Origin of the sequence: Psychrobacter sp. DM8, assembly GCF_051307025.1 — a bacterium.
Taxonomy (GTDB): Bacteria; Pseudomonadota; Gammaproteobacteria; order Pseudomonadales; family Moraxellaceae; genus Psychrobacter.
Genome location: NZ_CP195538.1, coordinates 1198508 through 1214875, shown reverse-complemented (window position 1 = coordinate 1214875; position 16368 = coordinate 1198508). Strand labels below are relative to the sequence as shown.

Sequence of the window (16368 nt, the reverse complement as noted above, 5' to 3'; positions counted from 1 at the left end):
TTTATTAAGAATTAACGCTCTAAATGTAGATACTGCAAATGGCGCTCATACTGATGCAGAATATCGACCAGCACCTGCTCTTTGGTGTAGCCAACCAAGTCGTACTCCTGCGAGCCATCGCTTAAAAACACCTCAGCACGGTAGTAAAACTCTGCATGCTTGGTTGAGGTGTTTAAGGTAAAGTTTGGACGTTCAGCTTTGATGAGATTGACCTCATAAATAAAGTCATCTTCATCGCCATGACCGACGCGCAGCTTGATACCATCTATCTGACCATTGTCATCGTCTAGACCTGCATCGAGATCGTCACCAATATTGGCCAAATTTCGCACATCCAATGACGTCTTTAGACCGCCAGCTCTTAGCTCTTTTTCGACATCACTCATGGCAGGTTTGACAATATTTTGTAAAAACCGCTCGACTTGCGTATGGCTTGGAAAACTAACAATACGCTGCAGACGCGCTTTCCAGCTCTTACCACTGTCAAGCACGTTTGCGGTGCCAACGGTACTGGCTTTACGCTTATTGCCCTCTTCTTTTAGGCTGCGCCACATCGACATCATATAAAGCACCAAAATCAGCGAAAATGGCAAACCTGCGATGACAGACACCGACTGCAACGAAGCAAAGCCGCCGGCGAACAGCAGACCTAAAGTGATAAGACCGGTGGCCGCTGCCCAAAATAGGCGCAACCAAACCGGCGCATCAGTATCATTGGTCATACCTTTTGAGCTGAGATTAGCCAGTACTAGCGCACCGGAGTCCGCTGAAGTGACAAAGAACACTAAGCCAATAACCACGCCAGCGAATGATAAAACATCACTAAAAGGGAAGTACTCAAACAAGGCAAACATGCCCATCGCCGCGTCATTGATAGCGATTTCACCAAGCTCTGTCGCACCATTGGCGACTAAGTCTATCGCTGAATTACCAAAGATCGAAAACCAAGCAAAGATAAAGCCCAGCGGGATAAACATCACACCAAAGACAAACTCACGCAAGGTACGGCCACGGCTAATACGCGCAATAAACAAGCCGACAAAGGGTGCCCAAGCCACCCACCATGCCCAGAAAAATATCGTCCAGCCTGATTTCCAATCGGCACCAGCGCTGCCGTCATAGGCATAGACGTCGAATGTTTTGAAAACGATGGTTTGGAAATACTGACCGATACTTTGGGTAAAGGTATTGAGCAAGTACACAGTATTGCCCATCACCAGTATCGCGATTAATAGCAATATCGACGAGAGCATATTGAACTCAGACAGGCGGCGTACCCCTCGCTCTACACCGGTCATGGCAGAGATAGCCGCAGCAGCTACTACGCCTAAGATGATCAAGCTCTGCACCATCTTGCTCGACTCGATACCAAAGACATGAGTCAAACCCGCATTGGCCTGCAACACCCCGATGCCTAAGCTGGTGGCAATCCCCATCAAGGTACAAACCACACCAAAGGTATCAATGCCATCACCCAGCCAGCCTTTGACTAGGCGCTCGCCAAAGATAGGCGTCAGCGGTGAGCGTAGCGCCAGCGGCATGTTTTTGCGATAGGCAAAGTACGCTAGCGCCATACCGATAAGCGCATAAATACCCCAGCCATGCAGACCCCAATGCAAAAAAGTCTGAGATAACGCTTGGCGCATCGCTTCGGCACTGGCAGGCTCTAACCCCGTATGCGGGGTGAGATAATGCATCAATGGCTCAGAGGCACCAAAAAACAATAAATCGATACCAATACCAGCCGAAAATAGCATCGCTGCCCATGCTAAAAAGGGAAACTGCGCCTTTTCGTGGTCTTGTCCCAGCTTGATATCGCCGTATTTTGAAAAGCCCACAAACAAAGCAAAAATACTATAAGCAGCCACCACCAGCATGTAATACCAGCCAAAGCTCTCTGATACCCACGCCATGCTCGCACTTAATAATGCCTCACTATAATCTGGCAAGGCAATCGTCCAGATAATCAATAAAATAGAAATAATCGCAGAGCCTAAAAAAACTGTCTTATTTAGGCTCAAGGGTTTCGTCGCATCTTCTGATGGCGAACTGTACATAAAAGACCTCAATAGGTAAATGAAACAGGATCTGATAGTGCTTTGTCCGTCATAACATAGTGTAGAGTTACCACGTTATCTATATAAGCGCAGGATGCACAAAGCAGTACCAATCAATAAAAATTTGCTAAACAGTCCGCAGACCCCTTAGCAACACCGTTAAAAAACAATGAAAATATAGCCAGCACAAAATAAAGCCGATATGCTCATTTGCGTGCGGTACTGACTGATGATGTCAGTGCTCACAAGGGTGCCAGCAAATTTGCGCTGATAAAAAAGGCCTTTACGTTGAAAGGCCTTTTATTTGAAATTGACGTTATATTATCCTTATATCGTGCCTACTCGCTGGCACGTTTATTTATACAGTCGTATGATAAGCACGCATCGGCTCAGCTCTGAGCGGTGCGCCATTGGCGACATAATAATCCGCTGTCGAGCGTGGTAATTGTTTACCGCGCATCTTATCAACGATTTTTTCGGCCAGCATAATGGTAGTGGCGTTTAAGTTACCACTAATGATATTTGGCATAATCGACGCATCAACGACACGCAGACCATCGATACCGTGTACCAACCCTTCACCATTGACCACCGAATCATTACCCTCACCCATCGCACAGGTACACGACGGATGATAAGCGGTCTCGCTATGATTGCGGACATACTCATCCAACTGCGCATCGGTCACCAGATCATCGGTCGGCGCGATAGCACGGCCGCGATATGGGTCAAGCGCTGGCTGATGCATAATCTCGCGAGTGATACGCATCGCCGCGCGGAACTCTTGCCAGTCCTGCTCGTGCGACATATAGTTAAATAAAATGCTTGGATGCGCATTTGGATCTCTTGAAGTGAGCTTGACGCGGCCACGACTCGGTGATCGTAGTGAGCCCACATGCGCTTGGAAGCTGTGCGATTTCACCGCACTACGACCATCGTAACGCACCGCTAATGGCAAGAAGTGATACTGGATATTGGGGTGCGTAAACTTCTCATCAGTGCGGATAAAGCCGCCACCCTCGAACTGATTGGACGCGCCAAGACCAGTACCATTAAACAACCACTCAGCACCAATCGCAGGTTTATTCCACCATTTATTGGCAGGGGCAATCGACACGGGTAGCTTACATTCGTACTGCATATATAGCTCTAAATGGTCTTGTAGATTATTACCGACACCCGGCAACTCTAAAACCTCATTAATACCCAAGTCTTTGAGCCACTGACCAGGGCCAATACCAGAGCGCTGCAATAATTGCGGCGAAGCGATAGCACCTGATGAGACGATCACTTCACGAGCGGCATAGAATTTTTTGCTTTGACCTTGATGCTCAACTTTAACGCCGACCGCGCGCTTACCATCGAATAAAATCACATCGGTCAAGGCACCGGTCAAAATCGTGATATTGCTACGTGGTTTGGCACGGTCGAGATACCCACGTGCCGTTGATGCGCGGCGACCATTAGGCGTGACAAAACGATCCATTGGCCCGAAACCTTCTTGCTGATAGCCGTTTAGATCCTCTGTACGCGGATAGCCTGCCTGCACGCCCGCTTCAATCATCGCTTCAAACAGCGGATTGACCCCAGGTTTTGAGGTGGTCATCTCAACCGGACCGCCGACGCCATGATAGTCGTTTTCGCCTGCGTCGCAGTTCTCTGATTTTTTAAAGTACGGCAAGCAGTCGAGATACGTCCAGTCTTCTAAGCCCTTGATTTTGGCCCAGTCGTCAAAATCGAGCGCATTACCACGGATATAGCACATGCCATTGATGAGTGATGAACCGCCCAGCCCTTTACCGCGGCCACAGTCCATGACGCGGTTATTCATATATGGCTCAGGATCGGTTTTGTAGCCCCAGTTATACGTAGTGCCTTGTAGCGGCATCGCGAGCGCCGCTGGCATCTGCGTACGAAAGTCTAGTCGATAATCAGGTCGACCAGCTTCTAATAGCAACACCTTAATGTTGGCATCTTCGGTCAAGCGCGTGGCCAGCACGTTTCCGGCTGAGCCTGCACCGACAATGATGTAGTCATATTCAGGTGTGGTTGATGTCATAAAACGCTCCATAATAGTAAAAATACGTCATGTCATTAGTAAGCTCACATCATGCCGGCGTATTTACCTACATGACGTGCTTACTAACGACAGCTTTCTTTGTACATTAAAACAAGTGGTTAAAACAGATAGTTAAAAAACAAGCAGTTAACAAGCAGTTAAAATACTGACTCAAACTTACCCAGCTCTACTTGGATAGATTTGGTCTGCGTATAGTGTTCAAGGGCTTCGATGCCGTTTTCGCGGCCGATACCTGAATGCTTATAACCGCCAACTGGCATTTGCGCAGGCGACTCGCCCCAAGTATTTAACCAGCAAATACCCGCCTCTATCTGTCCGATGACGCGATGCGCGCGGGTTAGATCTTTGGTTACCACCCCTGCCGCCAAGCCGTACTCGGTATCATTAGCACGGCGAATGACTTCTTCCTCAGTCTCATAAGTCAATATCGACATCACAGGGCCAAAGATTTCTTCACGCACAATAGTCATGTCATCGGTGCAATCGGTAAACACCGTCGGTGCGACATACGCGCCTTTAGCCAGCTCGTCTGTCGTCTCTCGCTCACCGCCCGCCAATAGACGCGCGCCACCCGCTTTACCTTGCTCGATATAGCCAAGCACTCGCTCCATATGAGGGAAGCTCACTAGTGGTCCCATATTGATATCTTCATCCATCGGATCGCCGAGTTTGATACGTTTGACCCGCGTCAAGATCGCTTCTTCAAACTTAGCTTGTAGCGCTTTTGGGATAAATACACGCGTGCCATTGGTACAGACCTGACCGGTGCTATAGAAGTTCGCCATCATGGCGATATCCGCTGCCATATCGATATCAGCATCGTCAAAGATAATCAATGGCGACTTACCGCCCAGCTCTAAGGTTACGTCTTTGAGAGACGATGATGCCGCGCTTGCCATGACTTTTTTGCCCGTTGGCACGCCGCCTGTAAACGAGACTTTGGCAATATCAGGATGCTGAGTTAATGCTTCGCCTACTTTATAATCGCCTTGTACGACGTTAAAGACGCCATCTGGCATGCCCGCCTCAGTAAAGATTTCCGCCAGTTTAAGTGCCGTCAGTGGCGTGACTTCTGAGGGTTTAAAAATCATCGCATTACCAGCAGCCAACGCTGGCGCGGCCTTCCACATTGCGATCTGAATCGGATAGTTCCATGCGCCGATACCAGCGACGACGCCGAGTGGCTCACGGCGCGTATAGACAAAGCTGCTATCACGTAGTGGAATCTGACGACCCTCAATCATTGGCGCAAGACCTGCATAGTATTCAACGACATCGGCACCTGTGACGATATCGACATACTTAGTCTCAGAAAGCGCTTTGCCCGTGTCTTTGGTTTCAAGCAATGCCAGTACATCATTACGCTCGCGCAATATCGCAACTGCCTTTGACAAAATACGGCCACGCTCAACTGCGGTCATTGCCGCCCACACTTTTTGCCCTTGTTGCGCCGCTTTTACCGCTTCATCGATTTGCTCGGCAGTGGTTTGCTGAATGCTCGCCAGCACTTCACCTGTCGCTGGGTTGATATCGTCAAAGGTCGTTAAAGAATCATCAACCGCCAGATAGCGACCGTTAATATAAGCGGTCTGCGTTTGCGTTAAATCAATAATGTCTTGTAAATTATTTACGTTTGTCTGAGTAGTTGTCATAAGTTTTCCTTAAGGCGACTGAGAATTTATAAAAAAGCGTTCAGTCAATCATGCCGTCATAGGTTAAAGATAAAATTTTCTATGTACGTGTTATTGACCAAAGCTGTTTATCAAGTTATTGGTCAAAGTCATTTATCAAAACTGTTTATCAAAGTCTTGCTGCGTCATATTTATCAAGCGCTCACGTATTGAGGCTTTGTCCGAGATATCGATACCCGAAAAGTCAGAGAGCCAAATACCATCGGCGACCAGACGTACCATACATAGCATTTCGCTATTGTCGGTAGCGGCATATTTTTTTAGCTGCTCATTTGACCACTCAGCCCAGCGTTCGCGTAGCATCCGGTCTCCTAGCATCAACACATACAAAGTCGCTTGGCTATTAAACTCGGCCTGCCCTTTTTCGCCTAAGCTGATGGTGGCGTCTATATAAGCGCGGGTAAACGAGCCGTAGCTGACCGGATCCTTTGCCATGGCAGCATTGACTTCTGCCTCAAACTTGGCCATCGCATCATAAAATACCTCTAAGATAAGCGCGTCCTTGGTAGCAAAATGATGCATCACTCCGCCTTTGGTCACGCCGACGGCATCTGCCACCGCTTGAAAAGTCACTTTAGACAAGCCCTGCTCTAGCGTGATACGTGCTGCCTCATCGAGCAGCGCCCGCCGCACCAGCTCTGGCTGTTTTTTACGTTTATGCGCGTTTTGTGTTTCCATTTTTGTGTCCATGTTCATTTTTACCTACCTGTCAGTGCACCACCGAGTTTGACAATACGTTCATCACCACCACGCCGCCGACGATCATCGCGATACCGACCACCGCCGCGGTATCAAGACTTTGCTTAAAAAAGAACACCCCAACCAGTGAGGTCAGTACAATCCCCAGACCGCCCCACAGCGCATAGGCGATGCCAAGTGGTATAGTCTTGATGGCCTGGGTCAACAAATAAAACGAGATGGCATAAAGCACGCCCATAATCAAGGTCGGCACCAAACGGGTAAATTGCTCTGACTTGACCAAAAAGGTCGTGCCAACCACTTCACAAATAATAGCGATGGCGAGATAACCGTAAGCAATGATGGTAGGACTCATAGCTAAGACACCTATGTTAAATCCAGCGTACACGCTTGATTGAGTGAAATGGATAAGCAATAAATAATAGAATGCAGACCCAAAGAAACCACACGGTCGGTATTTTATAGAAATAATCCAGCAATGTGAAGGGCTAGTATGCCATTTCGTTGACCTAGCCAGTATTCTTTAGGGTCTATTCAGATCTATTTAGTCAATTCTTAGCGACATAAAAAAACCGATCTACTTATAGATCGGTTGCTCGTTTCATATGCCAAGTTATTTAGAGCTAGTATTTTTGAATCTGCTTTATTACGTCACCATGTCGTATGTATACGTTGTGAACAATGCCTGCGGTGGTATGACCTAAATTGCACAGCATAAATTCAATACGTTTTATAAAAAGTTGAAACTGTTAAACGCACTTAGTGTCTAACTTGCGGCTGCCATTTTTTGTTGTCTTGTTTAAAGTACCAAGTCATGATGGTAGGCGCAAGAATGCTCAGCCAAATACCGTAGGTAATAGGTAAGCCTTGAGTGACTGCCAGATAACTTAAGCCAACGATAATAGTGGCAAAGATAAGAGCGATGAGATTGTGACTTGATTGTCGGCACATTAAGCTGCGAAGTAAGGTTAAGCTCATTAAAAACGCCAACAGCATAACCATTAATAGCCCCATAGCATAAGGCTGCGTAATGCTCTGATCCATCGTATTCGCCCGAGCATTAGTCACTAAGTCCAATGCGCTGCCAAGAGCCGCAAGGGTTGCTAAAACAAAAAAGTGCCCATAACCGAATAAAAAAAAGTCATAACTGCGGCGCATATTATCTAAGATAGTACCAAAGGGAATAGTAAAGTATAGCCACCATAATGCAAACACTAGTGCCACTAGGCTTGAGCCTACTAAAATAATGACACTAGCCGCTGAATCGGAGTTCACTAAAAAGTACTGAATACTATTGCTGACGCCGAGCACGCCCTCGCCTAAAACAATAATGGTCAACAGACCATAACGCTCGGCAATATGACGGGGGTGCCAATTGAGGTTCTGCGCTGCACGCTCCCATAGCGGCATCACCAGCTCAGCAATGATAAAGATAAATAACGCTGGCATCTGCATCGAAGCAGGTAAAAACAGCCAAAGGATCCACAGGCTTTGTAAAAGAAGTAATCCGACAATACTGCGGCCTGCGACCCGCTGATGACCGTCGACTTGTTTATAGACGCGCCACCACTGACTACAGCTGGCAAGGCGCATAATCGCGTAACCAGTAACCCCTATCCACGTCAGACCCTGCTCAAAAAACTGATTGATATTGGCAGCGATCATCAGCGAGCCAAACATCTGCAGCATCACTGAGAGCCGATAGTACCAATCATCGGGATCATAGCCTGAGGCAGGCCAAGTAAAGCTTATCCAAGCATTCCACAAGATAAAAAAGGCAATGATAAAGGTTAAAAACCCTGAAAAATCATGTGCGAGCAAACGCTCGTGCAAGCCACTTGCGGCAGCAGAAACGGCAATCACATAAACCAAATCAAAGAACAGCTCAAGCGTAGTTGAGGCGCGGTTAGGCTCATTAGGGTCTCTGGCATAGATTTTTTTGATGGTCACATTACCAAACATTTACAGGCTCCAAACTAGAGGCTAAGATAAACCGCACAAAAAAGCGGCTTGTTATCATAACAAACCGCTCTCTTTATTTTATAAATTAACTGTGTTTTTGCTCAAGCGCCCTAGCTACTAGACGCCGCCTGCACCTTTACTGGACGCCTCACTGTTTTCGACCAGTATCGCAGCCGCCGTCTGTTTGAGTATCGCCCACTGCTCATCATCGACATAGATGCCTTGTTTCCATGCGCGCTGATGGGTTTCATATAGCTCATCAGTCGATATCTTATGTCTAAAGTGCTCAATCTCCTGCTCGATATCAAAATTACTCGTGGCAAGCTCGATGACCATATCGTTGGTATCGTGGCGCGTTTGCCTCTCATCAAAGAAGTAGATATCTGGATAAACAAAACCTTGATTCAGGGTAAATAGCGTATGCTTAGGCGCAGTACCGTTATCCCATTTTGCAAGGCAAGCTAAGCCTTTGGCAGCCAAACTCACAAGCTCGCTATAGGCCAGCCAGCGATTGTGGCAGTTGTGCAAGGTCACTTTAAAATGATCGCGATTGTCCATCAGCTCAAGCGCATAGTCCATCACCGCAGGCAGATGACAAGCCAGACTACTATCATGTAGATTTAAACTCACCTCACCTATATCTTGATGCATAATCTCTATAGGCGTATCTTGTTCAGTCAAAATATAGGGCGTGGCGTTGTTAAATTGCCCTACGCCATCGAGTCCTGCCATCTGCAATTCTGCGACCATAGTGGCGACCAGATCGGCTTCCCCGACTTCTCGATGCAAGCCTGAAAACGCCTTGTATACCATAGAGACGATCTCGTTGCGCGAGACGATCATAGCGACGCCTCCTGATCAGACGCTGGTATGGTTAATACCGCTGCGTCGTGTTTAGGGTCGGTCTCAGACTCATCAAGCTTAGGTAATAGCGGAAACAACCACTCATCACTATGCACCTCATGAAATAAAGGCGCACCCTGAAACAAGGTAACGCGTACCCAGCGATCGGATCTGGGATCAAACTTGGTGGCGCCAAACATAGAGAGCTTACAGCGGAGTAAATGAATAGGTAAAGTGTCTTTTTGAAGCACGTTGATCTGGATGTCGCCCATAGGCTTGTGTCCCATCGTCCAGACGCGTCTGGCGATAGCGCGATGTTTGGGCGCACCTAAGACAAACTGCGAGATAAGCTGTTTGGGGTCGACCTGTTTTAGTGCCAAATATAGCTTGTTGGTTTGGCGGGCAATATCCAAGAACAGCTCTCGATCATCGCCAGGCTCTTGTCCGCGTACGCCCATACGCGGCTCTTCTTTGTCCACTGAGCGATACCAAAACCAGTAGCTGTTATCAGGTGCACTGAAATCTATCGTAATTGCCCATTGATAGTGAGTCTCGAGCACCAAGATTAAGTCCTGAACGGTTTTGCCTTTAGGCAGCGATAGCGTCTCATCGGCATTCACCTTTTCTTGAAAGCTATCCACGCGCTCAGGATACAGCTCAATTAAGCAAGAGATTATTACCTCTTGACTCTCGTAACTGAGATGCTCATGATCTTGTAAAAAATCACTCCAACGCTTATAGCCCTTCATTGTCATAAGTAGGTTACTTTGTAATAGCGTGAGCTCTGTGACGACAGTATTGTTCAACGTCACTTGCTGCGCATCAATAGTGACAATCTCAGTGAAATGCTGAATGGCGCGGCTTAGTAAACTTAAAAAATAAGCCACTTTATCAGGCTCAATCGTGCACACTAAAACGGATTGTAGTGCCTCTTCACGCGTGGTAAGCCATTGATCAACGACACAGGGATGATTAATCAGATACGGCGCCATACCCAGACCTGTCGCGTTACCGATACCTAGATAACGCTTAATCTCTGGATGCAAGGTGACCGATTTGCTGCCGCCTTTTTTCTTCGCCAAAAAATCCACCCAATCTAGGCTAAATTCGCGCAGCAAGTACACCGCGCACATCTGCGCGCGAAACGACTGATTAAAGTCCTCGCTGTGATCGAGTGGTTTGAAGTCATAGATACCGAACTTACCATTGCCATAGACCGCCGTGGTACGCAAGATATAACCGACTTGCGCCAAAATATCAAGATCAGGCTGCGCGCCTTTAGCTAAGGAGGTGACGATATGATCAAAGACGCGCACGCTTTTGTTAGCGCGCGCCAGCACCATCACCATGTTGGAGTTGCGTCCGGCTTCTTGTAGTGGCACGTTAGCTTTTAGGTTATCGAGTAGCTCTTGACCGATCTCGCCAAAGACTAGACCAAAGGTGACATCCCACTTTTGTGCGATAACCCGATCATTACGCTCATCATCGGCAAGCTCTTGGCAAAACACCACCAAGTGATAAGTATGCTCGGGCGTTTGCAAGCGATAAATCACTTGCCCATAGCCGCTATCATCCAAATCCCAAAGATGGGTTGAGAGTGTCCATTGCTCCTTATCGATTTTGCGTAGTAACGTGCGCACAAAGCTGATGCGCGTTTGATGCATCGCCCCAAGCCTTTGAGCGTTCATCACTACATCAGGGCTACGTAAAGGCAATACCGCTTCGTTAAGACTATTATTACTTGTATCAATCAAATTCATAATGCCACTACCTTACCTAAAGAGTTGAACCTAAACAGACTCAACCGTTACGACAAACAACCTCTTTTATCTGTTTAGGGTATGTTGTCATTCAAAACGAATACATACCCTATAAATTACTGGTTTTATTAATAATTCACTAGTGAGCCAGTCTCTTTTTCTTAGCGTCCTTGTCTATCCTTAGCAAGCTGCTCCTCAGCGATTTTATAATCAGTCTCAACTCGGTTCGGGCGATACAGATCTTGCTCACGCGCCATTTGCTGCGCAATTTGCGGCCCGTTCCAAAGTGACGGCAGCAAAATAAAGGACACGGGCACCGCAGTAATGACGATAAAGGACTGCAATGCGCTGACGCCCCCTGCACCCAAAGAGATTAGGACGATAGCAGTAATCCCCATCATCACACCCCAAAAGGTACGTATCATAGCGTTTGGCTCATGCTCACCGCTGATGACGACACTAATGGTATAAGTCATTGAATCCCCGGTGGTCACAATAAAGACAGTCGTCAAAATTAAGAACAATATCGAGGTAATCAGAGGAAACGGTAATTGCTGCGTGACCGCAAGGAGCGCGCCTGGCAAGTTAAAGCCTTCAAAAGCGGCGCTCACACTACCTGGATTGGCAATCTCAAAAGCCAGACCTGAACCGCCAACGACAGTGAACCAAAAACAAGTCACTAGTGGTGCAATAATACAAACCGTTGTGATGAGCTGGCGAATGGTACGACCGCGCGAGATACGAGCGATAAAGATCGCCATCATCGGGCCATAACCCAAAAACCAACCCCAAAAGAATACCGTCCACCAGCCAAGCCAGTCCTCATCACCGCGAAACGTCGCCATCGGAATGAAGTTTTGGACCATCGTGCCTACGCCTTGAATATAGCCATTTGTGATAAAGTTGGTTGGGCCAAAGATTAAGATAAACACCATTAGCGCGACGGCTAATATGACATTAAAACGGCTCAATAGCTGCATACCGCGAGCCAGACCACTAATAGCCGAAATCGTATATAGAATAATCGCAAAGACAATAATAATCAGCTGAGTCACAAAAGTATCAGGAATACCAAACAGCTCATTTAGCGCATAGCTCGTCTGTAATCCTAAAAATCCAATAGGCCCAATCGTGCCCGCTGCTACTGCAATAATACAACAGGCGTCAATAATAGCGCCGGTCTGACCGGTGAGCACACGCTCGCCGAACACAGGATATAACAGCGTACGCGGCTTGAGCGGAAGGCCTTTGTCATAATGCAAGTGCATGACAACGATGGCGGTTAAGCTACCAACGATCGACCATGCCAAAAAGCCCCAATGCATAAAAGACTGAGATAACGCATTAAAAGCACGCTGCTGCAAATCTGGCGACTCACCATACAAAGGCGGCGCTGAGACAAAATGTGCGATAGGTTCAGCCGCTGCCCAAAACACCCCACCGCCTGCCAGCAGCGTACAAAACAAGATCGCCATCCACTTAAAATTATCCATCTCAGGCTTAGGTAGATTGCCTAGAATAACTCGTCCCGTGCGACCTGCCCCAACGGCTAAGGCAATGACAAAAGTTGCTAATAGTAATATCTGCCAAAAGGGGCCAAAGATGTTGGCTGACCATGTAAAAGCAGTATTTACAATTATACCTAGCTGCTCTTCTGCAAATATTGCCATCAAGACAAAGAGAGTGATAAAACCGCCGCTATACCAAAAGGCGGGGTTTTTAAGACCCAAAGTATCTGTTGACACCTCCGTGCGCGTTAGATGACCCGTAGCTGCGCGTAGATTATGTGAGCGTCCTTGCTCTTTATCGTTAAATCCCTTTAAATCTGCCATGGTATGGCTCCAGTCCTGTTGCATCAAAATTAACTAAGGTACAAATTCAATGAGAGACAAAATAGGATAATCATCCTTAAAATCTGTATCCTTAAATGGCAATGAGCGCTATAGAACAGCAGGTGCTTTATAGCGAAGTGACTTTTGACGGTAATAAATATCTATGCTTACAAGGTTTTTAATGCTAAGGCGCAGGCTTAAGTCCCTGCTCCAAAAAGTCAAACCAGTTTTGTCCGATGATCTTGCCAGCGTCAACCTCATTAAAGCCATGCTGGAGCAGACCGTTATAAATATTCTCCATACCTTTCTCACCTGCAAACCAAGGCAAGTTATCAGGCCAGCCTGAATTGTTAGCGCTGCCTTCGCCATAGTCCATTGCCTTTGACCAGCGCCCGTTACGCATCCATTCGAGCACAGATTTGGGCTGATTGAGGCATAAGTCACTACCAATCGCTAAATGCTCGACGCCGTACTTGTCCGCGCAGTTGGCAATCATGGTACAAAAATCATCAAGCGTACAGTCGCTACCGTTCGGCAAATGAAACGGGTATAAGCTAAAGCCTAATAGCCCGCCTGCTTGAGTTAAGGCGCTAATGACCGTATCTGACTTGTTACGTAGCGCATCGTGCGCGGTAGTCGGATTGGCATGGCTAATACAGATCGGACGCGACGATACCTCTATCGCCTCAAGCGTGGACTGCTCGGCACTGTGTGACATATCGACAATCATTCCGACGCGGTTCATCTCTTTGATGGCTTGCTCACCAAAACGCGTCACCCCACTATCTTTTGACTCATAACAGCCTGTCGCAAGCAGGCTCTGATTGTTATACGTCAGCTGCATAATGAGTAACCCCAATCGGCGCATGACGCTAATCAGACCTATCTCATCATCGATAGGCGAGCAGTTTTGCGCGCCAAAAAAGATTCCGACTTTGCCTTGCTCTTTTGCCGTTTTGATATCGTTGGTAGAATACACAGGCATAATCAAATCACTATTTTGCTCAAAGCGCGCATGCCACTCAGCAAAACGAGTCATCGTTTGGCGTGCGTTTTCGTGATAGACCAAGGTCACATGCACCGCATTGATACCACTATTTTGCAGCATCTTAAAATAATCATGATCCCAGTTGCTATATTGCAAGCCGTCGATGACGATATGATCTTGGTACATATCTATTCCTTATTGTGCTTTCTTAATTTTACGAACTGGCTTTTAACTTAAGGTTTGCTTAGGGTGGGTTAGCGATAGCGTAACCCACCTTTATTCAACAATTTGTATTTGAAATGGTGGGTTACGTTTTATCTGCACTCTCTGCGAGAGTTTGAAAAACTAACCCACCCTACGCCTTTATCCTTTATCCCTTCAAAGATTAATACGCCTTTTGATAAGCCGTTTTCACGATGGTATAAAACTCTTTAGCGTATTGACCTTGCTCGCGTGGGCCAAAGCTCGACTCTTTACGACCACCAAAGGGTACGTGATAATCCGTCCCCGCTGTCGCTAGATTGACCATGACGCAGCCTGCTTGTACTTGTTCTTTAAACATTGCGCTATTACGCAAGCTTTGGGTGATAATACCGCCAGTCAGACCAAAGCGCGTGTCATTAGTCATGGCAATCGCTTCTTCCAAATCTTTGGCGCGCATCACACAAGCTAATGGCGCAAACACTTCTTCTTGGTTGATATCCCAGCTGTTATCCGTCTCGGTGAACAAGGTTGGTGCCATATAATAGCCATCGTGTGACATCTCTAGACGCTCACCGCCAAAGGCTAAATTGCCGCCCGCCTGCTTCCCTTTTTCGATCCAATCCATATTTGCTGCCAGCTGTTTATCATCGACTACTGGTCCCATAAAGATACCGTCATCTAGAGCGTGACCGACTTTTAGCGTTTTCATCCGCTCGATCATGGCATCAACGAAAGCATCATGAACACCGTCCATAACGATCAAGCGTGAAGAGGCGGTACATTTTTGACCTGAACCACCGAACGCACCAGCGATTGCCGCGTCCACAGCGACTTGCATATCAGCATCATCAGCGATGACCAAGGCGTTTTTGCTGCCCATCTCAAGCTGGCAACGCACAAAGTTTGGCGCAGTAGCCGCAGCGACTTTGCGACCTGTCGGTACTGAGCCTGTAAAGCTGACCGCGTCGATATCTTTTGAGTGAATAAGCGTATCACCGACCGATGAGCCGCCGCCTAATAGCAAATTAAACGTGCCCTCAGGTAGTCCTTGACGATGAATAATCTCAGCCATAGCGACTGCGCTGGCTGGCGTCAAGTTTGCAGGTTTCCAGATGACACTATTACCAAAGGCTAACGCCGGCGCGATTTTCCAAACCGCCGTTGCCGTCGGGAAGTTCCAAGGCGAGATAATCGCGACCACGCCGACCGCTTCACGAGTGACTTCGACTTTGACCCCAGGGCGGACTGAATCTGCGGTATCACCAATTTGACGTAGTACTTCGGCCGCATAGTAATGAAAGAACTGCCCTGCGCGGTAAATCTCGCCGCGACCTTCCGCAAAGGGCTTACCTTCCTCACGTGAAAGCAATGTACCCAACTCATCACAGCGGGCGATCATCTCATCGCCGATCGCTTGCAATATAGATTGTTTTTTCTCAAGTGGCGTCGCTTCCCATTTTGGCTGAGCATGGCGGGCAGCAGCGATAGCGTCTTTGACTTGATCTGCGCTTGCCTGCGCAAAATCGCCAATGCTTTCACTAGTGTCTGAGGGATTGATGTTGTTGATAGTATCGGTGCCCGCTTGCCACTCCCCATTGATATAGAGTGATTGGCTTGGGTCTTGTTGTAATACTTGTTTGGTAGTTTGAATTGACATAAAAAATCCTTAATAAAGGTTAAGAGCGTGATAAATGATTAACATACGTTTTTATAATTATAAATTTATGGCACAGCGGCATAAACGACCAGCTCAACGAGCATCTCTTCTCGCGCCAGTCCTGCGATCACTAAAGCTGCGCGGTTGGGATAAGGCGCTTCAAAGTATTCAGCATAGACTTGATTGACCGTCTTTAGATAATTGCGATCAGTCACATAAATGAGCACTTGCAGTACCGCATCCATGCCAACGCCAGCACTCTCTAGCGTATGCTTGAGGTTATCCAATGTCTGACGCGTTTGCGCCTCGATACCGCCGCTAACGACTTCCCCTTTATCATCAATTGGAATCTGCGCGGTATAAAGCGTACCGTTACTGGTGACTGCCCACTCAAGGGATGCTTTTGAGGCGTATAATGAGGTTTTGACAGCTTGCTTAGGTGAGTGAGTGGTCATAAAACACTAATCCTTTAAGTAGTGGGTATCTAGATTGAGCCAGATACTTAGACGTTCCTTGGGTTAGCATTTATGCTACTCTTTTGGCTTTAACAAATCTAACTCATTAAATATTAATAATGATAAATTTAATCTATCAC

The 16368-nt window shown here is 47.2% G+C and carries 12 protein-coding genes; all 12 read right to left on the bottom strand.

The window, feature by feature from the left end; translation table 11 throughout:
* Positions 1-11 precede the first annotated feature (11 nt).
* The 12 genes from betT to ACR64J_RS05215 all read right to left on the bottom strand — a co-directional run bounded on the left by betT (position 12) and on the right by ACR64J_RS05215 (position 16228).
* On the bottom strand, positions 12-2057 hold the full coding sequence (betT, locus tag ACR64J_RS05270) for a choline BCCT transporter BetT (protein ID WP_435950827.1): 2046 nt from the start codon (positions 2055-2057) through the stop codon (positions 12-14).
* A 358-nt stretch (positions 2058-2415) separates the two neighbouring features.
* Complete coding sequence (gene betA, locus ACR64J_RS05265) at positions 2416-4116, bottom strand: choline dehydrogenase (protein ID WP_435950826.1); 1701 nt, start codon at positions 4114-4116, stop codon at positions 2416-2418.
* A 158-nt stretch (positions 4117-4274) separates the two neighbouring features.
* On the bottom strand, positions 4275-5789 hold the full coding sequence (betB, locus tag ACR64J_RS05260) for a betaine-aldehyde dehydrogenase (RefSeq protein ID WP_435950825.1): 1515 nt from the start codon (positions 5787-5789) through the stop codon (positions 4275-4277).
* Between the two features lie 135 nt (positions 5790-5924).
* Positions 5925-6506: a TetR/AcrR family transcriptional regulator gene (locus ACR64J_RS05255; RefSeq protein WP_435950824.1), complete on the bottom strand. Its 582-nt coding sequence runs from the start codon at positions 6504-6506 to the stop codon at positions 5925-5927.
* A 31-nt stretch (positions 6507-6537) separates the two neighbouring features.
* A complete protein-coding gene (locus tag ACR64J_RS05250) occupies positions 6538-6882 on the bottom strand; it encodes a DMT family transporter (protein ID WP_198336581.1) in 345 nt (114 codons plus the stop codon).
* Between the two features lie 404 nt (positions 6883-7286).
* A complete protein-coding gene (locus tag ACR64J_RS05245) occupies positions 7287-8489 on the bottom strand; it encodes a low temperature requirement protein A (protein WP_435950823.1) in 1203 nt (400 codons plus the stop codon).
* Positions 8490-8606: 117 nt separating this feature from the next.
* The gene (locus ACR64J_RS05240) at positions 8607-9332 is read right to left on the bottom strand and encodes a DUF3726 domain-containing protein (RefSeq protein ID WP_435950822.1); all 726 of its coding nucleotides are present in this window, start codon (positions 9330-9332) and stop codon (positions 8607-8609) included.
* Positions 9329-11092 carry a hypothetical protein gene (locus tag ACR64J_RS05235; RefSeq protein ID WP_435950821.1) on the bottom strand — a complete coding sequence of 588 codons (1764 nt, stop codon included), beginning with the start codon at positions 11090-11092 and terminating at the stop codon, positions 9329-9331. Before ACR64J_RS05235 ends, ACR64J_RS05240 begins: the two co-directional genes overlap by 4 nt.
* Positions 11093-11253: 161 nt before the next feature.
* Positions 11254-12924, bottom strand: a complete 1671-nt coding sequence (locus ACR64J_RS05230) for a BCCT family transporter (protein ID WP_435950820.1) — start codon at positions 12922-12924, stop codon at positions 11254-11256.
* Positions 12925-13108: 184 nt separating this feature from the next.
* Entirely contained in the window at positions 13109-14098 is a 990-nt protein-coding gene (locus ACR64J_RS05225; protein ID WP_435950819.1) for a membrane dipeptidase, read from the bottom strand.
* A gap of 199 nt (positions 14099-14297) precedes the next feature.
* Entirely contained in the window at positions 14298-15773 is a 1476-nt protein-coding gene (locus ACR64J_RS05220) for an aldehyde dehydrogenase family protein (RefSeq protein WP_435950818.1), read from the bottom strand.
* A gap of 65 nt (positions 15774-15838) precedes the next feature.
* Positions 15839-16228 carry a RidA family protein gene (locus tag ACR64J_RS05215; protein WP_435950817.1) on the bottom strand — a complete coding sequence of 130 codons (390 nt, stop codon included), beginning with the start codon at positions 16226-16228 and terminating at the stop codon, positions 15839-15841.
* Positions 16229-16368 lie beyond the last annotated feature (140 nt).